Annotated in this window: 14 protein-coding genes; 9 read left to right on the top strand and 5 right to left on the bottom strand. The window is 70.4% G+C overall.

Annotated features, from left to right (window positions below; genetic code table 11):
* Positions 1-469: 469 nt before the first annotated feature.
* The 8 genes from BJ998_RS15965 to BJ998_RS15930 all read left to right on the top strand — a co-directional run bounded on the left by BJ998_RS15965 (position 470) and on the right by BJ998_RS15930 (position 14,583).
* Positions 470-1,888: a family 2B encapsulin nanocompartment shell protein gene (locus BJ998_RS15965; RefSeq protein WP_312890138.1), complete on the top strand. Its 1,419-nt coding sequence runs from the start codon at positions 470-472 to the stop codon at positions 1,886-1,888.
* Positions 1,889-2,054: 166 nt separating this feature from the next.
* The gene (locus BJ998_RS15960) at positions 2,055-3,443 is read left to right on the top strand and encodes a family 2B encapsulin nanocompartment shell protein (protein WP_312890137.1); all 1,389 of its coding nucleotides are present in this window, start codon (positions 2,055-2,057) and stop codon (positions 3,441-3,443) included.
* 12 nt (positions 3,444-3,455) lie between these two features.
* A complete protein-coding gene (locus BJ998_RS15955) occupies positions 3,456-5,630 on the top strand; it encodes a terpene synthase family protein (RefSeq protein ID WP_184862489.1) in 2,175 nt (724 codons plus the stop codon).
* 9 nt (positions 5,631-5,639) lie between these two features.
* Complete coding sequence (locus tag BJ998_RS15950) at positions 5,640-6,680, top strand: family 2 encapsulin nanocompartment cargo protein polyprenyl transferase (protein ID WP_312890136.1); 1,041 nt, start codon at positions 5,640-5,642, stop codon at positions 6,678-6,680.
* Positions 6,681-7,003: 323 nt separating this feature from the next.
* A complete protein-coding gene (locus BJ998_RS15945; protein ID WP_184862487.1) occupies positions 7,004-9,952 on the top strand; it encodes a S8 family peptidase in 2,949 nt (982 codons plus the stop codon).
* A 33-nt stretch (positions 9,953-9,985) separates the two neighbouring features.
* The gene (locus tag BJ998_RS15940; protein WP_184862485.1) at positions 9,986-12,763 is read left to right on the top strand and encodes an AfsR/SARP family transcriptional regulator; all 2,778 of its coding nucleotides are present in this window, start codon (positions 9,986-9,988) and stop codon (positions 12,761-12,763) included.
* Positions 12,764-12,787: 24 nt separating this feature from the next.
* Positions 12,788-14,029 (top strand): FAD-dependent monooxygenase, encoded by a 1,242-nt coding sequence (locus tag BJ998_RS15935; RefSeq protein ID WP_184862482.1) that lies wholly within the window; start codon positions 12,788-12,790, stop codon positions 14,027-14,029.
* A 41-nt stretch (positions 14,030-14,070) separates the two neighbouring features.
* Positions 14,071-14,583 carry a DinB family protein gene (locus BJ998_RS15930; protein ID WP_184862480.1) on the top strand — a complete coding sequence of 171 codons (513 nt, stop codon included), beginning with the start codon at positions 14,071-14,073 and terminating at the stop codon, positions 14,581-14,583.
* A gap of 44 nt (positions 14,584-14,627) precedes the next feature.
* Here the strand turns inward: BJ998_RS15930 and BJ998_RS15925 are convergent, their stop codons facing one another.
* From BJ998_RS15925 to BJ998_RS15905, 5 genes are all read right to left on the bottom strand, one after another.
* Positions 14,628-15,401: a pyridoxamine 5'-phosphate oxidase family protein gene (locus tag BJ998_RS15925; RefSeq protein ID WP_184862478.1), complete on the bottom strand. Its 774-nt coding sequence runs from the start codon at positions 15,399-15,401 to the stop codon at positions 14,628-14,630.
* 73 nt (positions 15,402-15,474) lie between these two features.
* Positions 15,475-16,734: an FAD-dependent monooxygenase gene (locus BJ998_RS15920; RefSeq protein WP_184862476.1), complete on the bottom strand. Its 1,260-nt coding sequence runs from the start codon at positions 16,732-16,734 to the stop codon at positions 15,475-15,477.
* On the bottom strand, positions 16,731-17,315 hold the full coding sequence (locus tag BJ998_RS15915) for a TetR/AcrR family transcriptional regulator (RefSeq protein WP_184862474.1): 585 nt from the start codon (positions 17,313-17,315) through the stop codon (positions 16,731-16,733). Before BJ998_RS15915 ends, BJ998_RS15920 begins: the two co-directional genes overlap by 4 nt.
* A gap of 49 nt (positions 17,316-17,364) precedes the next feature.
* Entirely contained in the window at positions 17,365-18,546 is a 1,182-nt protein-coding gene (locus tag BJ998_RS15910) for an RNA polymerase sigma factor (RefSeq protein ID WP_184862472.1), read from the bottom strand.
* Positions 18,543-18,962 (bottom strand): YciI family protein, encoded by a 420-nt coding sequence (locus tag BJ998_RS15905; protein WP_184862470.1) that lies wholly within the window; start codon positions 18,960-18,962, stop codon positions 18,543-18,545. The genes BJ998_RS15910 and BJ998_RS15905 overlap by 4 nt, the downstream gene beginning before the upstream one ends.
* A gap of 374 nt (positions 18,963-19,336) precedes the next feature.
* Here BJ998_RS15905 and BJ998_RS15900 point away from each other — a divergent pair, with 374 nt between their 5' ends.
* A complete protein-coding gene (locus tag BJ998_RS15900) occupies positions 19,337-20,941 on the top strand; it encodes an MFS transporter (protein ID WP_184862468.1) in 1,605 nt (534 codons plus the stop codon).
* Positions 20,942-20,948: the final 7 nt, after the last annotated feature.

Here is a 20,948-nt window from a genome sequence, read left to right as displayed (position 1 = left end):
GAAAGTCGGCCCTGTGCTGCCGGCCGATGTCTCTTTCGAGTGGTTTGCCGGACGTCCTATGACCCGATCGCCCGGGTCCGCTCGCGCCGCCGTCCGGCAATGGTGAGCGAGGGTCGCCGAAAAAGAGAACCCGGATGGCGGTGCGATCCGACACAGCTGTCCTATTGCATCCCGATGGTCGGGAGAAATCGGTGAACGGTGCTACGGACGGTGGGTCGTTACTAGGCGAGTTGGGTGAACAAATAACCAAACTTGTGGCCGCGCAATAGTCACCCGCTCGGGCGACTGTACGTCCGCTGAACGGCGGTGCTAGTTTCGCTGCTGTCGGCGTCCATATCGGCCTGCGGTCAATTCGCCATTGTCTCGCGCGGCGTTCTTGAATGGTGGCGAACGAGAACGGGGCGAATGTGGTCCCCCTATTCTTTTCCTCTCTTTTCCTCTACGTCGATCTGGTGAGGAGTTGTCCGTCGTGACGGAGACGTTGGAGCCGGGAGCCGGAGTTGAGCAAGGGCAGTCCCAGCTGAGCCTGGGCACCGCCGCCGCGCGGAACCTGTCCACCACGACCAAGTCCGTCCCGCAGATGCAGGGCATCACCTCCCGCTGGCTGCTGCGGGTGCTGCCCTGGGTGCAGGTCAACGGCGGCGTCTACCGGGTCAACCGGCGGCTGAGCTACACCGTCGGCGACGGCCGGATCGAGTTCGTCAACACCGGCGCCGACGTCCGGGTGATCCCCGCCGAGCTGGGCGAACTCCCGCTGCTGCGCGGCTTCGACGAGATGGCGGTGCTGGAGGCGCTGGCCGGCCGGTTCCGCCAGCACGAGTTCGCGCCCGGCGACGTGATCGCCGAGGCCGGCAACGCCGCCGACCGGATCTACCTGATCGCGCACGGCAAGGTGAACAAGGTCGGCGAAGGCAAGTACGGCGACGAGTCCGTGCTCGACACGCTCGCCGACGGCGAATACTTCGGCGCCGACGCGCTCGTCGACCCCGACGCCAGCTGGAACTTCACCGCCAAGGCGGTCACCAGCGCCACCCTGCTCTCGCTGACCCGCGCCGACTTCCAGGCGCTGACCGACCAGTCGGCCGAGTTGCGCGAGCAGGTGGTGATGTTCCAGGCCAACGCCGCGCTCGGCCGGGCCGACGACAGCGGCGAGGCCGAGATCAGCGTCGCCTCCGGGCACAGCGGCGAGCCCGAGCTGCCCGGCACCTTCGTCGACTACGACGCGGAGCCGCGCGAGTACGAGCTCAGCGTCGCGCAGACCGTGCTGCGGGTGCACACCCGCGTCGCCGACCTCTACAACCAGCCGATGAACCAGACCGAGCAGCAGTTGCGCCTGACCATCGAGGCCCTGCGCGAGCGCCAGGAGCACGAGCTGGTCAACAGCCGCGACTTCGGCCTGCTGCACAACGCCGACTTCAGCCAGCGCATCCACACCCGCACCGGCGCCCCCACCCCGGACGACATGGACAACCTGCTGGCCACGGTGTGGAAGGAGCCGACGATCTTCCTCGCCCACCCGCGGGCGATCGCGGCGTTCGGCCAGGAGTGCAACCGGCTCGGCATCTACCCGGGCAACACCGACTTCGGCGGCCACCAGGTGCCGGCCTGGCGCGGCATCCCGATCCTGCCCTGCAACAAGATTCCGATCACGGAGCAGCGCACCAGCTCGATCATCCTGATGCGCACCGGCGACGAGCACAACCAGGGCGTCGTCGGCCTGCACCAGACCGGGCTGCCCGACGAGTACCAGCCGGGCCTGTCGGTGCGCTTCATGAACATCAACGAGAAGGCGATCATCTCCTACCTGGTCAGCGTCTACTACTCCTGCGCCGTGATGGTGCCGGACGCGCTCGGCATCCTCGAGGACGTCCAGCTCGGCGCCAGCTGACCTGCCGACCGCGTGCCCGCACCGGCCGCCGGCCCACCCGCCCGCGGCCGGCCGGGTGATCACCGCCCGCACGCCGCCGGGGACGATCCCCCGCCGGCGTGCGGGACGCCGCTCTTCTCAAGGTCTTTCCCCTGTGTCGACACGTTCGTGATTGGAGCACCTCGTCGTGACCGAGACCCTGGACCCGGCATCCACCCAGCTGAGTCTTGGCACAGCGGCCGCGCGGCAGCTGGCCACGACGACCAAGTCCGTCCCGCAGATGCAGGCCATCACACCCCGGTGGCTGCTGCGCAACCTGCCGTGGGTCGAGGCCAAGGGCGCCAACTACCGCGTGAACCGCCGGCTCACCTACAGCGTCGGCGACGGCCGCATCGAGTTCGTCAGCACGGGCGACAACGTCCGGGTGATTCCCGCCGAGCTCGGCGAACTGGCCCCGCTGCGCGGTTTCACCGACGCCGACGCGCTGACCGCCTTGGCCGGCCGGTTCACCCAGCGCCGCTACTCCGCGGGCGACACCATCGTGCAGGCGGGGGCCGCCGCCGACGAGCTGTTCCTGATCGTGCACGGCCGGGTGGACAAGGTCGGCGTCGGCAAGTACGGCGAGGACTCCGCGCTGGGCACGCTGGCCGACGGCGACCACTTCGGCGAGCAGGTGCTGCTCGGCGAGGGTGACTGGCCGTTCTCCGTGCGCGCCAGCACCGGCTGCGTCGTGCTGGCCTTGCCACGCGGAGCGTTCCTCGAAGTGGCGGACGGATCGCCCGCGCTCCGGTCCCATGTGGACGGTTTCCGCGAGCGCGGCGGCAAGTCGCAGAACAAGCACGGCGAGGCCGCGATCGAGATGTCCGCCGGCCACGCCGGCGAGGTCGACCTGCCCGGCACCTTCGTCGACTACGACCTGTCCCCGCGCGAGTACGAGCTCAGCGTCGCGCAGACGATGCTGCGCATCCACACCCGCGTCGCCGACCTCTACAACGGCCCGCACGACCAGGTGCAGGAGCAGCTGCGGCTGACCATCGAGGCGCTGCGCGAGCGCCAGGAGTACGACCTGCTCAACAACCGGGACTTCGGCCTGCTGCACAACGCCGACCACAGCCAGCGGCTGCACACCCGCAACGGCGCGCCCACCCCGAACGACATGGACGAGCTGGTCTCCCGCCGGCGCAAGACGAAGTTCTTCCTGGCCCACCCCAAGGCGATCGCCGCGTTCGGCCGGGAGCTCAACGCGCGCGGCCTCTACCCGTCGCCGGTGATCGTCGACGGCCGGCCGCTGCAGTCCTGGCGCGGCGTGCCGATCTTCCCGTGCGACAAGATCCCGATCGACCCCGAGCACAACACCACGTCCATTCTGGCCATGCGCACCGGGGAGGACGACAACGGCGTGATCGGCCTGCACCAGACCGGCATTCCGGACGAGCGCGAGCCGGGCCTGTCCGTGCGCTTCACCGGCATCAGCGACAAGGCCATCCTGTCCTACCTGGTCAGCACCTACTACTCGTGCGCGGTGCTGGTGCCGGACGCACTCGGCGTGCTGGAAGACGTCGAGCTGGGGAACTGAGGTCCGTCCACGATGCCGCAGCCGTTCGAACTGCCCGAGTTCTACATGGTTCACCCTGCACGGCTGAACCCGAACCTGGAGGTCGCGCGCGCCCACACCCGAAAGTGGGCCCGCGACTTCGACATGGTCGACACGCCCGCCTACGCCGGCGGCGAGATCATCTGGACCGAGGCCAAGCTGGAGGCCATGGACTACGCGCTGCTGTGCGCGTACACCCATCCCGAGTGCTCGGCCGAGATCCTCAACCTGATCACCGACTGGTACGTCTGGGTCTTCTTCTTCGACGACCACTTCCTGGAGCTGTACAAGAAGCCCAAGGACATCAAGGGCGCCAAGGTGTACCTCGACGGGCTGCGCGCGTTCATGCCGCTGCACGGCGAGATCACGGCGAAGCCGGCCAACCCGGTCGAGGCCGGGCTGAAGGACCTGTGGGAACGCACCATCCCGATGATGTCCCAGGAGTGGAAGGTCCGCTTCATCGAGAGCACGCTCAACCTGCTCGTCGAGTGCATGTGGGAGATCATCAACATCGACGAGGGGCGGGTCGCCAACCCGATCGACTACATCGAGATGCGCCGCAAGGTCGGCGGCGCGCCGTGGTCGGCCAACCTGGTCGAGGTCGCGGTCGGCGCCGAGGTGCCGGACCCGGTCGCCCGCACCCGGCCGATGCGGGTGCTGCGGGACACCTTCGCCGACGGCGTGCACCTGCGCAACGACGTCTTCTCCTACCAGCGCGAGGTGGAGGAGGAGGGCGAGAACGCCAACCTCGTCCTGGTGCTGGAAACGGCTCTGGGCTGTACGACCCAGGAAGCCGCCGAGGCCACCAACGACCTGATCACCTCGCGCATGCAGCAGTTCGAGCACACCGTGTTCACCGAGCTGCCGATCATGTTCGAGCAGTACCGGCTGCGGCCGGACGAGCGGATGGCCGTGCTGGTGTACGCCCGCGGCCTGCAGGACTGGCAGTCCGGCGGGCACGAGTGGCACATGCGCTCCAGCCGGTACATGAACCAGAACGCGGACAAGGCCGGCTGGGTGCCCGGCGGCCCCACCGGGCTGGGCACGCTCGGCACGAGGTTCGGCATTCCCGGACGGTTCAAGCGGTTCACGCACACGCCACACGCGGTGGGGCCGGTCGCGTTGCCGGACTTCACGATGCCGTTCAAGCTCACGCTGAACCCGTTGCTGGACAAGGCCCGGCAGCACGCGTTTGAGTGGGCCCGGGTGATGGGCTACACCAGCGAGGGCGTGTGGACCGACCGGGCGATGGTCGGCTACGACCTGCCGATCTGCGCCGCCGGCATCGACCCGGACGGCACCCAGGAGGAGCTGAACCTGGCGTCGGACTGGCTGACCTGGGGCACCTACGGGGACGACATGTTCCCGAAGCTGTTCTTCCACGGCCGGGACCTGGCCGGCCCGCGGGCGTTCGCCGAGCGCACCAAGGAGTTCATGCCGCTGGACTGCGTGACGATGCCGGCGCCGACCAACGCGTGGGAACGCGGGCTGGCCGACCTGTGGGTGCGGACCGCGCTGCCGATGCCGGACAACCACCGGACGCAGTTCCGGCGCGCGGTGGCCACGATGCTGGACGCGTGGGTGTGGGAGGCGGACTGCCACCAGCAGAACCGGATTCCCGACCCCGTGGACTACATCGAGATGCGGCGCGGCACCTTCGGCTCGGACCTGACCATGAGCCTGGCCCGGTTCGCTCGCGCCGACCTGATCCCGGACGAGTTCTTCGCCACCAGCCAGGTGCGCGGCCTGGAGGACTCCGCCCAGGACCAGGCCTGCTTCCTCAACGACATCTTCTCGTACCAGAAGGAGATCGAGTACGAGGGTGAGCTGCTGAACATGGTCCTGGTCGTGCAGAACTTCCTCAACTGCTCGAAGGACCAGGCGGTGGGCATCGTCAACGACCTGATGACCGCCCGCGTCGAGCAGTTCATCCGCACCCGCGACCACGAGATTCCCGCGCTGTGCGAGGAGTTCGGCTTCACCGCCGAACAGCGCCGGGCCGTCGACTCGTACGTGTGCGAGCTGCAGGACTGGATGGCCGCGGTCCTCAACTGGCACCGCAAGACCGTCCGGTACGAGGAGGCCGATCTGGCCCGAGCCAGGGGCGGGCACGGTTTCGCGCTGCCCACCGGCTTCGGCACGTCCGCGGTGCGGATGTTCGCCCCGTGACTTCAGGGAGTGGTTCCCATCGATGTGATCTCGCAGCCCCGCTCCGCCGCCGAGGTGCTGACCTGGAGCCGTGGCCTGGTCGATCCGGCGATGCGCGCGGCGGTGGGCACGCTGCCCACGTCCATGCGCCGGGTGGCCGGCTACCACTTCGGCTGGTGGGACGCCGACGGCACGCCGCGCACCGGCGACGCCGGCAAGGCGATCCGGCCGACGCTGGCCATGCTGTGCGCCGAGACCGTCGGCGGGTCCGTCGTGGACGCCGTGCCGGCCGCGGTCGCGGTGGAGCTGGTGCACAACTTCTCGCTGCTGCACGACGACGTGATGGACCGGGACGTCAGCCGGCGGCACCGGCCGACCGCGTGGACCGTTTTCGGGGTCAGTCCGGCGATCCTGGCCGGTGACGCGCTGCTCACGCTGGCGTTCGACGTGCTCGCCGGCAGCGGACACCCGCGGTCGCAGGACGCCATGCGGATGGTCAGCGCCGCGGTGCAGGACCTCGTCGAGGGCCAGTGCGAGGACGTGTCCTTCGAGGAACGGTCCGATGTGGACCTGTCCGAATGCCTGTCCATGGCGGGGGAGAAGACCGGCGCGCTGCTGGCCTGCTCCACCGCCGTCGGGGCGCTGTTCGGCGGCGGCAGCGCCGCCCAGGCCGAGCACATGCGGGTGTTCGGCGAGCACCTGGGGCTGGCCTTCCAGCTGGTCGACGATCTGCTGGGCATCTGGGGAGATCCGCAGGTGACCGGCAAGCCCGTGCACTCGGATCTGGTCAGCCGCAAGAAGTCCCTGCCCGTGGTCGCCGCCCTGACCTCGGGCGAGGCGGCCGCCGAGGAGCTCGCTGCCTTGTACGGCCGGCAGGACCCACTGTCCGACAGGGAGCTTTCCCGCGCCGCCGAGCTGGTGGAGCTGGCCGGTGGACGGTCGTGGACCCAGCGGGAGGCCGCCGACCAGCTCGATCTGGCGTTGGCCGAGCTGACGCTGGCGGCCCCCGTCGCCCGCGCCACCGCCGAGCTGACCGCCCTGGCAAGGTTGATCACCCGGCGAGACCACTGACAGCGCGGGACACTGCTTGGATTCCGCCGCCGGGCGGATCGCGCGACGGGTGTTGTCGTTCGTCTTGCCGCTGAGCGGATCGCACCAATCGATCGCAGCCACCTGACCAACGGCCGAGCCGGCCCCCCAGGCCGGTTCGGCCGTTTTGCTCCGTCAAGGGCGAAAAGAGCACCTCGGGACCGTCACCGTAGTCCTTGCCCGCCAACAAAACCAGCCGCCTTTGGTCGGGCCGGTGGCGGACGTTCGTCGCTTGTCCCGCCGCCGTCGTGAGGGATTGACTGGCCGGTGACGATCATCGGCGACGACTGCCCGAGGTGTGTCCCGTGAATAGATCTCGCCTGCTCACCGTGGCGACCACTCTGACCATGAGCGCGGCGTTGGCGCTGCTGGGGAACGGCCCGTCATCGGCGGCGCCGGCCCCGCTCGCGCCCGCGCTCGACGGCGCCGCGGCCGGCGGGCGGGTGATCGTGGTGCTCGGCAACCAGCACAGCGATCTCAAGCTGCGGGCGCAGAGCTCGCAACGGACCGCGACCACTCGGGCCGACCAACAGTCGGTCGTAGCGGACATCAAGGCCAACGGGGGCAGCGACATCACGCAGCTGGTCAGCGTGAACGCGGTCGCCGCGCACCTGTCCGCCGCCGAGGTGAACCGGTTACGTGCCAACCCGGCCGTGCAGGAGATCGTGCCGGACGAGCCGATGCCGGTGGACAGCCCGGCGCGGGTGCCGCAGGCGCAGGCGGCCAAGCTGAGTTCCGAGCTGTGCCCGTCCGATCCGGCGAAGCCGCTGCTCGAACCGGAGGCGCTGGCGGTCGACAAGGTCGAGACCGACCGGCCCGGCGACACCGAGCAGGCATCGAAGATCGCCACCGGCAAGGGCGTCCTGGTCGCCATCGACGGCATGAACGAGTTGGCCGGCAACCCGAACTTCATCCGCCCCGACGGCTCGCACGTGGTCGTCGACGCGCCGAACCCGAGCGAGGACGACAGCGACGGCGAGTACTACGGCGACGCCTCTTCCGTCGCCGGGCAGGGGCTTGTCACCTACGACTTCAGCAAGGAGCTGCCCTACTCGGGGCTGCCGGCCGGCTGCACGTTCCGGATCAAGGGTGTCGCCCCGGACGCGTCGCTCGTCGACTCGCTGCTGATCGACACGCCGCCCAGCGGCTCGGGTGACGTCCGGTACGAGTCCGAGGTGGTGGCCGGCATCGACCACGCGGTGGTGACCGAGCACGCCGACGTGATCTCCGAATCGTACGGCTACATCCCGCGCCCCGGCCGGTATTCGGTGTTCTACGCGGCCAACGACGCCGCCGTCGCGGCCGGCGTCACGGTGGTGGTTTCCTCCGGCGACAGCGGCGTTTCCGGCACGGTCTCCTCGCCGGCCACCGACCCGCAGGTGATCGCCGTCGGCGCGACCAACACGCTGCGCATGATCAGCCAGGCCTACGGCTACAGCGACTGGATCAACAACGACATCACGCCGCTGTCCTCCGGCGGCACCGCGCCCGACAACCGCGTGGTGGACCTGGTCGCGCCCGGTTACGGCGGCATGGCCGCGTGCAGCCCGACTGGCTCGGACTGCCCGACCAACACGATCACCGAAGCCTTCGGCGGCACCAGCGAGTCGTGCCCGCTGGTGGCCGGCGCGGCCGCCGACGTCATCCAGGCGTACGCCGACTCCCACAACGGCGTGAAGCCGACCCCGGCACTGGTCAAGCAGATCCTCACCGGCACCGCCAAGGACGTCGGCGCGCCCGCCGACCAGCAGGGCGCCGGCCTGCTCGACGTGTACGCCGCCGTGCGCGCCGCCCAGCAGGCGCCGGGCGGCACCGCGTCCGCGCCGGAGGCCCCGGCCCTGGTCCCGTCACCGTCGCAATTGGACATCACGGCCAATGCCGGCGACAGCGCGCAGACCGTGAACCTCTTCAACGCCAGCAGCACGCCGACCACCGTCACCGGCAAGTACCGGGAACTCGGCGCCGCCAAGCAGTTCGGCTCGACCGTCACCGAGCCGGTCAGCGCTCCCGATCCGAGCCTGCCGGTGCCGGCTTACGGTGCGACGGCCGCCACGCCGATCACGTTCACCGTGCCGGCCGGGCTGGACCGGATGAGCGCCGACATGATCACCCCGGATCCCACCAACGGCACCATCTTGTCGTTCACCCTGGTCGACCCGAAGGGCCGGCTGAGCCAGATCTCCTACGACTACGGCACTCCGCCGTCGGGCAGCGCCAAGTTCGGCTCCGTGCCGAACATCCAGCACGTGGAGGTGGCCGCGCCGACCCCGGGCACGTGGACCGCGAAGATCCTCTGGGCCAACGGCCGGGCGCACCTGCAGTCCCCGCCGAACGTGCCGGGCAGCTACCGGGGCACGATTTCCTTCCGTACCACCGGCCAGCACTACGTCACCAAGGACGCCACCGGCCCGGTGACCATTCCGGCGCATGCCGGCGTCGATGTGCCGCTGACCGTCAGCATGCCCGCCGCGCCCGGTGACCACCCGGAGTCGGTGCAGTTCGTCGCCAGCAACGGTGCCCGCACCTCGTTGCCCGTGCAGCGCCGCACGCTGATCCCGGCCGCCGGCGGCAAGTTCGCCACCACCATCACCAGCACGGTCGGCCGCGAGGTCGGCCAGATCAGCACGTTCAACGTCGACGTGCCGGCCGGCAAGAAGGACCTCGACGTCACCTTCCACACCGCCGATGCCAGTGCCGACAACGGTTTCACCTACTACCTGATCGACCCGGACGGCAAGGTCGTCACCACCGACGCCACGCCGACCACCACCGTGCAGGGCATCGGCTCGGACAAGCCCGTCGCCGACGCCTCGCTCGTGACCGTCAATCCCAAGCCCGGCCGGTGGGAGATCGACGTGATGCTCAAGCTGACGGTGAGCGGCAAGGAGTTCACGCAGCAGGTCACCGGCACCGTCGGCTACGACCGTTCCGACGCCGTCGCCTACAACCTGCCCGCCGCCGGCACCACCGTGAAGTCCGGTCGGACGCTGTACTTCCGGGTCACCAACACCACCGGCGTCGGCCGCACCTTCCGGCTGACGTCCACCGCCAACGACATCACCTTCGGCGCGCCGACCTACCTGGCCGCCGGCACCTCCGCCCTGTTCACCGCTACCCTCACCCCCACCGCCGCCCCGGGCGCCGCCGTCAGCGGCGTGGTGAGCGTGCTCAGCAACACCAGCGTTTCCAACGGTGCGCAGACGATCGCCACCCTGCCCTACGGCTACACCGTGGGCACGTCCGTCAATCCGTGAGCTCGACCGGTCCGCACCCGGCAGAATGTCCGGGTGCGGATCGGTGTGCTCGGCGCGGTCGAGCTGTGGGGGACTGACGGGAGCCCAGTGAGCCTGGGCGGCCCGCGGCCGCGTGCCCTGCTGGCGGCGCTGGCGTTGAACGTCGGGCGACCGGTGCCGCTGGAGCAGCTCGTGGACGCCGTGTACGGCGAGGAGCCGCCGGGCAACGCTCAGCACGCGTTGCAGTCCCAGGTGTCCCGGATCCGCGCGCTGCTGCCGCCGGGCAGCGTCACCCGCCATCCCGCCGGCTACCTGCTGACCATCGATCCCGACGCGGTCGACGCGCACCGGTTCGAGCGGCTGGCGGCGTCGGGACGAGAACTGCTCGCGCTCGGTGATCACGCCAAGGCGCGGAAGGCTCTGACCGAGGCGCTGGAGTTGTGGCGCGGCGCCGCGCCGACGGTCCGCCTGGACGACCTCCGGCTGGCGGCCATCGAGGACCGCGTCGAGACCGACCTGGCCCTCGGGCGGCCGGACATCGCCGAGTTGCGGCAGCTGACCGAGGAACACCCCTACCGGGAACGCCTGCGCGGCCAGCTGATGCGGGCCCTCGCCGCGGACGGCCGGCAGGCCGAGGCCCTGGCCAGCTTCGACGACGCCCGCCGGACGCTGGCCGACGAGTTCGGCGCGGACCCGTCGGCGGAGCTGGCCGACGCGCACCTGGCCGTGCTCCGCGGCGCCAACCCCGTGCGACCGGTGCCCGCGCAGCTGACCAGCTTCGTCGGACGGGACGCCGAGATCCGCCAGGTCACCGAGGCCCTGTCCCGGTCCCGCCTCGTGACGATCATCGGCCCGGGCGGCGCGGGCAAGACCCGCCTGGCCATCGAGTCGGCCCGCCGGGTGGCCGAGGTGTGCTTCGTCGAGCTGGCGGAGCTCGGGGACGCGGCGCAGGTTCCGCAAGCCGTGATCGGCGCGCTCGGGCTCCGCGACGCCGGGCTGTTCGCCGTCGGCGAGGCGCCGGATCCGGTGGCACGACTGGTTTCCGGCCTCACCGACCGCCGGATCCTCCTCGTCCTCGACAACTGCGAGCACGTGATCGGCGGCGCCGCCCGGCTGGCCCGGCAGTTGCTGGCCGCCTGCGCCGGCCTGAGGATCCTGGCGACGAGCCGGGAAGCCCTTGGCCTGACCGGGGAGTCGCTCTGCCCGCTGCCGCCGCTGCCGGCCTCCGACACGATCCGGCTGTTCGAGGATCGGGCCCGTGCCGTCCGTCCCGGCTACCAACTCGACGCCGGCACGGTCGGCCGGATCTGCGCTGCGGTCGACGGACTGCCGCTGGGCATCGAACTCGCGGCGGCCCGGCTGCGGTCGTTCGAGCTGGACGAGGTGGAGGCGCGGCTCCGGCAGCTCTCGCACGGGGACCGGACGGCCGAGCCCCGGCACCAGACGCTGCGCGCGGTCGTCGCCTGGAGCTGGGACCTGCTCGGCTCCGACGAGCGCACGATGGCCGGGCGGCTGTCGGTTTTTGCCGGCGGGGCAAGGCTTTCCGCCGCCGAGGAGGTCTGCGGCCTGCCCGCCGACGTGCTCGCCGGCCTGGTCGACAAGTCGCTGGTCGAGGTGAACGCCGGCCGCTACCGGATGCTGGAGACGGTCCGCGCGTTCTGCGCCGACCAGCTCGGCGACGAGGAGGAGCCGACCCGACGCCGGCATGCCGAGTACTTCCTGCGGCTGGCCGAGGAAGCCGAGCCGCGGCTGCGCACCGGCGAGCAACTGGAGTGGCTGGCCAAGCTGTCCGCGGAGCACGCCAACCTGATGTCGGCCCTGCGGTGGGCGGTCGGCGCCGACGTGGAGATCGCTCTCCGGCTGGCCGCGAACACCGCCTGGTACCTCTACCTGCGCGGCCTGCGCAGCGAGGGCATCCCGCTCGCGGCGGAGCTGATGACCAAGCTGGGCAAGGACGTTCCGCCGGGGCTCGGCGAGGAGTACGCGCTCTGCGGGATCAACGCCGACATGCACATCGACCGGGTCGAGGCCGTGATGCAGGAGCCGGGCATCCGGCTGCGCCGGCCGTACCTGGTGATGCTGTGGGCGGCGATCGGCACCGCCGACGTGATCACCATGGAGGTGTTCGGCGACGATCCCTGGTCACGCGCGTTCGTGCAGACCGCGGAGGGGCTGCGGACGCTGTACTACGGCGAGCTCGCCGCCTCGCGGGCGGCCTTCGGGCAGGCGCTCGCGTCGTTCCGGGAGGTCGGCGACCGGTGGGGCATCGCCAACGTGGTCGACCAACTCGCCGGGATCGAGGCGCTGGAGGGAAATCCGACCGCGGCCCTGGCGCTCAACGACGAAGCGATCGAGGTGATCGGCCAGCTCGGCGACGTCGAGGACGCGGCCGAGCTGCAGTGCCGACGCGCCGACAACCTGCTGCGCATCGGCGACGTCGCCACCGCGCGGGCGATCTACGAGCGGGTGGCGGAGCACGGCACACAGCCGACACTGGCCGCCGCGCACCGGGGGCTCGGGGAGATCGCCCGGCTCGCCGGCGACCTCGAAACGGCCCGCGACCTCCATGAGAGAGCGCTTGCCGAGTACCTGCCGGGGCCGGTCATCGCCGCCGAGATCCGGGCCCGGATCCTGTGCGGGTTGGGCGCCATCGCCACCGCGGAGGGCGACGCCGACCGGGCCCGTGAGTGCTACGAGCAGGCCCGTGACGAGGCTCTGACCAGGTACAACCTGCCCATGGCGGCCTTTGCCGATGAGGGGTTGTCCGGCGGCGAGCTGACCTGGGAGCAGGCCCTTCACCGACTCCGTGAGCGCTTCGTGAGCATGTGGTGAACCGCCGGCCGCAGAGTCTGCGGCATGACGAAGAACATCCTGATCTCCGGCGCCAGCATCGCCGGCCCGGCCCTCGCCTACTGGCTGCGTGAGCACGGCTACACGGTCACCGTGGTGGAGCGCTCTCCCCAGCCCCGCCCCGGCGGCTACAAGATCGACGTCCGTGGCCGCGCCATGGAGGTGCTGACCCGGATGGGCATCGCCGACGAGGTCCGCCAGCACCACACCGACATGCGCGGCGGCTCGTTCCTCGACCGCAAGGGTAGGTCCGTGGTGGAGATGGACGCCGACACCGTCGGCTTCCGCGAGCCCACCGACGTCGAGATCCTGCGTGGCGACCTGGCCCGCATCCTGCTCGCCGCCACCGAGGGCGTCGAGTACGTCTACGGCGACTCGATCACCTCGCTGACCGAGGACGCCGCCGGCGTGACCGTCACCTTCGAGCGTTCCCTGCCGCGCCGGTTCGACCTGGTGGTCGGCGCCGACGGCCTGCACTCCACGGTCCGCGCCCTCGCCTTCGGGCCGGAGGAGCGCTTCCTCCGTTCGCTCGGCCACTACGTCGCCATCTTCAGCGTGCCGAACATGCTCGACCTGGACCGCTGGGAGGCCATCCAGGCGGAGAAGGGCCGCACCCTCAACGTCTACAGCACCAAGCAGGACTCCCAGGCCAAGGCCGCGTTCCTGTTCGCATCGCCGGAACTGTCCTACGACCGCCGCGACACCGCCCGGCAGCAGCAGATGCTTGCCGAGGTCTTCGCCCCGCACGGCTGGATCGCGCCGCAGCTGCTGGCCGCGATGCCGGCCTCGCCCGACTTCTACTTCGACGGCATGAGCGTCGTGGAGATGGAGCGATGGTCGACCGGTCGGGTCGCGCTGGTCGGCGACGCCGCCTACGGGCCGTCCCCGGCGTCCGGACAGGGCACCAGCCTCGCGCTGGTCGGCGCCTACGTGCTCGCCTGTGAGTTGGCCGCCGCCGACGGTGACCACGAGGCCGCCTTCGCCGCGTACGAGGAACGGATGCGGCACTTCGTGACCGTCAACCAGAAGCAGGCCAGCAACATCAAGCGCATGGTCGCCGGCTCGCGGTTCACGCTGTGGCTGAACCGCACCATGATGCGGCTGATGCCCTACCTCCCGGGCACCGCCAAGATCATGGAGAAGGTTCGCGCCGAGATCCGCGACGTCTCCAACGCTGTCGAGCTGCCGGAAACTCGTCCGGAAATTCGTTCTGAATTGAGGGCCGAAGCTGTCCGCAATGCCTCCTAACGTGGTTCTCAACAGGGAAGAGACACCGAGAGGGGCCCGAGATGACCACCACCGAGCAGACGCTGACCGGCGAGCACACCGAGCTGCTGGAGGCGCTGGACAAGCACCGGCACTTCCTGCGCTACACCGTGCAGGGCCTCACCGACGAGCAGGCCGCGCTCACGCCGACCGCCAGCCAGCTCTGCCTCGGTGGCCTGATCAAGCACGTGACCCGGGCCGAGAGCGGGTGGTACGACTTCGCGGTCGCCGGTCCGGAGGCCCACTCCGGCCAGGACATCGAGGGGCACATCGCCAGCTTCCGGATGGAGCCGGGCGAGACCCTGGCCGGCCTGCTGGCCGCGTACGAGGAGGCGGCCCGGCGCACCGACGAGCTGGTGGCCTCCGGCGTCGACCTCGACAAGAGCTGGCCGCTGCCCGAGGCGCCGTGGTTCAAGCCGGGCGCCAGCTGGTCCATCCGCCGCGTGCTGATGCACGTCATCGCCGAGACCGCCCAGCACGCCGGCCACGCCGACATCATCCGCGAGACCATCGACGGCCAGAAGTCCATGGGGTGAAAGGAAAGACGGCGGCGCAGGTCCGAGGGCCTGCGCCGCTCACCCTATGCCCGGGCCTCGGTGGTGAAGCGGACGCGGCGGTCCGTGCCCGTCCACTCGATGCGGGCGCGGCCGGAAAGGTGCAGCCGGGCACCGGTCTCGAAGTCGAGGAACAGCAGCGCCGCCTCGTCGTTCGCGGCGATGTTGCCGAGGCTGTTGAACATGTTGTTGCCGGGCACGTCGTCCCACCACAGGTCGTCGCCGTCGAGGTGGACGAAGCCGGCCGGCCCGCCCCGATGCGACGCGTCCGCGCCACGGAACGGGTGGATGGTACCGAGGAAGAACGTGTCCGCCCGCGCGATCAGCGCCGACCGGTCGGTGATCGACCGCGGCGGCCCGGCGGGGAAGCGGTGCGCCGGGTTGATGTGCTGCGGGCAGTTGCCGAAGGCCTGCTCCACCTCGATGTGCAGGCCGCCGTCGACCCGGGTCAGGTGGCCGTTGACGCGCATCCGCCGACGGGCGGCGAAGTCGATGGCCACCATGCCGACCTGCTGTCCCGCCGGCAGATCGTGCAGCGGATCTCCCTCGTGCGGCACGGCGTTCACGTGCAGCGACGCGTTGTAGCCGGTCAGGAACCCGGGCCTGGCCACCAACGGTGACGTCCACAACCGGCCGTCCTGCCCACGGGCCGTGATCACGGCCAGGTCCCGCCCGGCGAGGAAGCGCCCCGCGCCGCCGGACAGGTCGGGCGGCGCCAGCATCGGGCTCAGCCGCTGCGCCAGCTGCCGCACGCCGGCCCGCTCCTGCACGGCCAGCTCACCGCTGTGGAAGCCGCCCATCACGCCCTCCTGACGGTTCGGAATCTGAACCGATAGTGGCACGCGTGGGCGGCCCTGTCAAACGGTCTTGCCGTTACTTATCCATTAGGTAGGTCGGCACGCTCAGGTCGTCGCCCGGGCCGCCGACCACGCCGATGTAGCCGTCCGGCCGGACGAGCACCCGCACGTCGTCGAAGGTCAACAGGGTGAAGTCCTGCCGTCGCAACGACTCCTGCCACGGCGCGCGGAAGCCGGCCTTCGGGCCGTCCCAGTCGACGAGGTTGCGGGACAGTGGGCTGTCCGGGTAGCCGAGGCCCAACTGCTTGTGCTCCGGGCTGGCGGCCGCCTCGATCGCGCCGGTGCCGTTCGCCATCGCCGCGGTGATCTTCCGCAGGCCCTCCGAGCTGGTGCCCAGCGTCCACTCCGCGATCGGCCGCCGCTCCAGCTCGTAGGTGTCGAGCAGCGCGTCGCCGGCCTCGCCGTTGATCACCGCCGCGAGCTTCCAGCCCAGGTTGTAGGAGTCCTGGATGCCCGTGTTCAGGCCGAGCCCGCCGGCCGGCGGGTGCACGTGCGCCGCGTCGCCGGCCAGGAAGACGTTGCCGACACGGAACTTCCGCACCATGCGGATGTTCACACGGTAGGTGGACAGCCAGGTCGGGTTGCTCAGCTTCACGCCGGGCAGCCCCACCATGTCGTCGAACAGCCGTTGGAACGACTCCAGCGACGGCTCCATGGTCGCGGTGGCCGCCGACACGATCTGCACCTGCCACTGCGGGACCGTGCGGAACGGCGTCAGGGCGTAGAGGCCCTGCCCGGTCCACATGTGCCCGCAGCCGGCGTCCAGGCCGCTGACCTCGGCGTCGCCGAGCAGCATCACCTGGCTGCCGTCGGAGCTCACGCCCTCGAACGGGACGCCCAGCAGCTTGCGGACCGTGCTCCGGCCGCCGTCGCAGCCGACGATGTAGTCCGCGTCGATCTTGCCGCGGCTGGTCGTGCCGTCGAGGTCGAGCAGTTCGGTGTTCAGCTCCACCTTCACGCCGTGCTCGGCGAGCTTGTCCCGCAGGGCTTCCTCGAGCTTCCACTGCGGAGTGATCAACGAGCCGCTCTCGACCTGGTGGGAGAATTCGCGGTTGACGTACACGCGCATGGTCGTGTGCCGGCCCTCGGCCAGCACCGCGTCCCGAATTCCCAGGTCCGCCAACACTTCCAGGGTCCGGTCCTGGATTCCCTTGCCCCGTGAGCCGGGGAAGTGCTCCGGCGCCTTGTCGATCACCCGCACCGGCACGCCCCGCCGGGCCAGGTCCACCCCCAGCGCCAGGCCCGTCGGGCCCGCGCCCACCACCAGCACCGTCATCGGTCTCCCCCTGTCAGTCCGTCCAACAGCAGCGCGATCATCTGGTCGCGCAGTCGCCCCATGTCGCGGTCGGCCAGCACCGCCGGGATCCGCCCGGCCATGGCCGGCGTCCCCATCAGCGTCATCACGGCCGTCGCGTACAGCACCTCGAACGCCACGTCCGCGCGGAACACGCCCTTCGCCACGCCGCGTTCGTGCAGCTCACGCAGTTCCGCCGGCAGTTCGTCGGCCGGCAGCGGCGGGCGCACACTCCAGCCGCTGAGGCCCTCCTGCAGGGCCAGTGGGACCAGCAGCGGGCGGCTGTGCACGATGTCGAACAGCGTGGCGAACGCCAGCCGGATCCCCTCGTACGGCTCCAGCTCGCGGGCCCGGGCCAGCACGTCGTGCCAGGCCTGGCCCATGCCGCCGAACTCGTGCTCGACGACCGCCCGGAACAGCCCCTCCTTGCTGCCGAAATGGTGGTAGATCATCCGCTCGTTCACGCCCGAGCGCTGCACGATCTCCCTGATTCGGGTGCCCTTCAGCCCGCTGCGGGCGAACTCCTCGGCGGCGGCCTGCAGCAACGCGTCCCGGCTGTCCATACAGTAAATGTTTACTGCAGACCGCCCGTTGGTCAAGCCGGCGACCGGGTCAGTCCGTGAGCCGGTCGGCGCGGGCGTTGAGATAGCGCTGCTGGGGCAGGCTCGTCGCCCGTCGGGCCGCCTCGCGGTAGGACGCCCGCGCCGCCGCGTGATCACCGGACATCTCCAGCAGATGTGCCCGCACGGAGTGCAGGCGGTGGTCGTCGCCGAGCCGATCATCCAGTAGCGCCAGGCCCTTGAGCGGACCGTCGACCATCGCGACGGCGACCGCGTGGTTCAGCGCCACCACGGGATTGTCGGAGAAACGCAGCAGTAGTTCGTACAGGCCGACGATCTGCGGCCAATCGGTTTGCGCATAGCTCGGCGACTCGTCATGCACAGCCGCGATAGCCGCCTGCAGCTGGTACGGGCCGGGCTCGCCTCGTGACAACGCCGCCGTGACGAGCCCGACGCCTTCGGCGATGTCCTTGGCATTCCACAGGTTCCGGTCCTGTTCGGCCATCGGCACCAGCTCGCCGTTCGGGCCCGTACGAGCCGGTCGGCGGGCGTCGGTGAGCAGCATCAACGCCAGCAGCCCGGCGACTTCGGCGTCGTCGGGCCGTAGCCGGTGCACCATGCGGGTCAGCCGGATCGCCTCCGCCGACAGCTCGACCCGGTGCAGCGACGGGCCCGCCGTGCTGGCGTACCCCTCGTTGAAGATCAGATACAGCACGTGCAGGACGACCGGCAGCCGGTCGTCGGCCGGCAACCCGAACGGCACGCCGCTGGCCTTCACGGCTTGCTTGGCCCGGCTGATCCGCCGCGTCATCGTGGCCTCGGGCACGAGAAACGCCCGTGCGATCTCCGCCGTGGTCAGGCCGCCGACCGCCCGTAGCGTCAGGGCGATCTGCGACGGCGGCGACAGACTCGGGTGGCAGCACAGGAAAAGCAGCACCAGCGAGTCGTCAGCCGTCGGCGCCGGCGTGTAGTGCTCCGGCACGACCCACGTGCTTTCCCGGCGCTGGCGGGCACTTTCGCTGCGCAGAAGGTCGGTGAGCCGGCGCGACGCCACCGTGATCAACCACGCCTTGGGGTTGTCCGGCACGCCCCCGGCCGGCCACTGCTGCGCCGCCGCGAGCAGCGCCTCCTGTACCGCGTCCTCGGCCGTGTCGAAGTTGCCGTAGCGGCGGACCAGGGCGGCGAGGACCTGCGGCGCCAGTTCCCGCAGCAGGTCCTCGAAGCCGCTCGTCACAGGTCCATCTCGTGCCGGCTCTCCGCGATCGGCCGGATGTCGATCACCGCGTCCCCGTAGGCGTCCTTCGGCCCCGGCACGTGCATCAGCCGCTGGGCGATCTCCGTGGCCCGGTCGTAGCTGTCGCAGTCCACCACCCAGTAGCCCGCCAGCACCTCCTGCGTCTCCGCGTAGGGACCGTCCGTCACCACGATCTCGCCGTCCCGCTGGTGCACCCGTCGCGCGTGCACCGGCGCCGTCAGCCCTCGGGTCTCCACCAGCTCTCCGGATTCCGCCAGGTCCCCGTTCAGCTTCTCCATGTAGGCGCCCATGGCCTCGAATTCCTCCGGCGTCCACGTCGGGCCACCGCTCGTCGGCCGCCCCGACATCGCGTCGTAGTCACGCTGCGAGCCGTAGGCCAGGATCAGGTACTTCATGGTGCCGCTCCTCTCGTAGGGGCCTGTCACCCGAGACGTCGGCGCCGCCCGCCCCATCCGGACATCGTCCCCCCGGTTTTTCTCACCTGAGTGGCTTACTTGGCCTCGGCGGCCACCTGAGCCACTCACGTGCCGTGGCCGGCCCCGGGTGCTGGCCTACGTGAGTGGCTTGTGTGGCCGCAGGAGCCATATAAGCCACTCACGTGCCGTGGCCGGCCGTACGTGAGTGGCTTGTGTGGCCGCAGGAGCCACGTATGCCACTCACGTGCACCGGGGCTGGGGTTGGCGAGCGACGGCTGGGGGTTTCCCTAGCCATCGAGTGTCTTAAACGTACGTTCTATACAAGCGTGTGGGACGCGTGTATGGTTCGGGGCATGACACACGCCACGCAACCACCCCGCCTCGCCGGCCGACGCGAATGGACCGGCCTGGCCGTCCTCGTCCTGCCACTGCTGCTGGTCTCCATGGACATGACCGTCCTGTACTTCGCCATCCCCGCCATCTCCGCCGCCCTGGCCCCCTCCGGCACCGAACAGCTGTGGATCATCGACATGTACGGCTTCGTCCTGGCCGGCCTGCTGATCACCATGGGCAACATCGGCGACCGCATCGGCCGCCGCACCCTGCTGCTGATCGGCTCCACCGTGTTCGGCCTGGCCTCGGTCGCCGCCGCCTTCGCCACCGACCCCACCACCCTGATCACCGCCCGCGCCATCCAGGGCATCGGCGGCGCCACCCTGATGCCCTCCACCCTGGCCCTGGTGCGCAGCATGTTCCACGACGACAAGCAGCGCCGCTCCGCCATCGCCGTGTGGTCCACCGGCCTGTCCGTCGGCGCCGCCCTGGGCCCGATCGTGTCCGGGGTGCTGCTGCAGTTCTTCCCCTGGGGCTCGGTCTTCCTGATCAACGCCCCCGTCATGGTCCTGCTGCTGATCCTGGTCCCCGCCCTCGTGCCCGAGTACCGCCTGCCCCGCGGCCAAGCCGGCCGCTTCGACCTCGCCTCCGGCCTGCTGTCACTGGCCGGGGTGCTGGCGATCATCTGGGGCCTGAAGGAAACCGCGGTCAACGGGTTCTCCGCCCTGCCCGCGGCGGCGCTGGCGGCCGGCCTGGCCCTGGGCTACGTCTTCGTCCGCCGCCAGAAGACCCTGTCGCACCCGATGATCGACCCGCAACTGTTCCGCAACCGCGACTTCGGCGCCTCCATGACCGTGTCCGTCGCCTGCTCGTTCTGCCTGATCGGGTTCGGCGTGTTCACCACCCAGTACCTGATGGAAGTGCTGCGGATGAGCACGCTGGAGGCCGCGCTGTGGACGATGGCCTCCCCGGTGGTGGTGACCCTGGTGGTGCCGTTCGTGACGATCATCGCCCGCACCGTCCGCCCGGCCTACATCATCGCCGCCGGCTTCCTCGTCGCCGCCGTGGGTTTCGTGGTGATGACGCAGTTGGAGGTGGCCCGCAGCATGGTCACGGTGATGGGCGGGGCGATCGGGATCGGCCTGGGCATCGCGATCGTGCTGACCTGCATCACCGACCTGGTCGTGGCGGCCGCGCCGGCCGAGCGGGCCGGCGCCGCCTCGGCGTTGCTGGAGACCGGTCAGGAGTTGGGCGGGGCGTTGGGGATCGCGATCCTGGGGTCGATCGGGGCGGCGGTGTATGCCGTGACCTTCGACGCCCACACCCCGCACGACGTGCCGGCCGCCGCCGTGCAGGCCTCCCGGCAGACCCTGGCCACCGCCTCGACGGTCGCTCATGGCCTGCCGCGGGCCCAGGCCGACTCGCTGCTGGCGGTGGCCCGTGAGGCGTTCACCAGCTCGCTGCATTACTCGGCGATCGCCGGTGGGGTCGTGGCGGTGGGCGCGGCGGTGTTCACCATCGCGTTGCTGCGGCGGATCAAGCCGACCCCACCCACCCCCAAAGACAACAACAAGACCGAGGAGAAGGAGGACAAGACCGAGGTGTTCGAGGCAGTGACCGCCTGACGACGAA

The organism is Kutzneria kofuensis, assembly GCF_014203355.1.
Taxonomy (GTDB): Bacteria; Actinomycetota; Actinomycetes; order Mycobacteriales; family Pseudonocardiaceae; genus Kutzneria; species Kutzneria kofuensis.
This window is presented reverse-complemented; position numbering and strand designations above follow the sequence as displayed.

Bases quoted from the DNA above. Each gene is read 5' to 3' on its own strand.
- BJ998_RS15900 (WP_184862468.1), top strand. From the start codon at position 19,337: ATGACACACGCCACGCAACCACCCCGCCTCGCCGGCCGACGCGAATGG.
- BJ998_RS15925 (WP_184862478.1), bottom strand. From the start codon at position 15,401: ATGGGCGGCTTCCACAGCGGTGAGCTGGCCGTGCAGGAGCGGGCCGGC.
- BJ998_RS15955 (WP_184862489.1), top strand. From the start codon at position 3,456: ATGCCGCAGCCGTTCGAACTGCCCGAGTTCTACATGGTTCACCCTGCA.
- BJ998_RS15905 (WP_184862470.1), bottom strand. From the start codon at position 18,962: ATGAAGTACCTGATCCTGGCCTACGGCTCGCAGCGTGACTACGACGCG.
- BJ998_RS15935 (WP_184862482.1), top strand. From the start codon at position 12,788: ATGACGAAGAACATCCTGATCTCCGGCGCCAGCATCGCCGGCCCGGCC.
- BJ998_RS15920 (WP_184862476.1), bottom strand. From the start codon at position 16,734: ATGACGGTGCTGGTGGTGGGCGCGGGCCCGACGGGCCTGGCGCTGGGG.
- BJ998_RS15930 (WP_184862480.1), top strand. From the start codon at position 14,071: ATGACCACCACCGAGCAGACGCTGACCGGCGAGCACACCGAGCTGCTG.
- BJ998_RS15915 (WP_184862474.1), bottom strand. From the start codon at position 17,315: ATGGACAGCCGGGACGCGTTGCTGCAGGCCGCCGCCGAGGAGTTCGCC.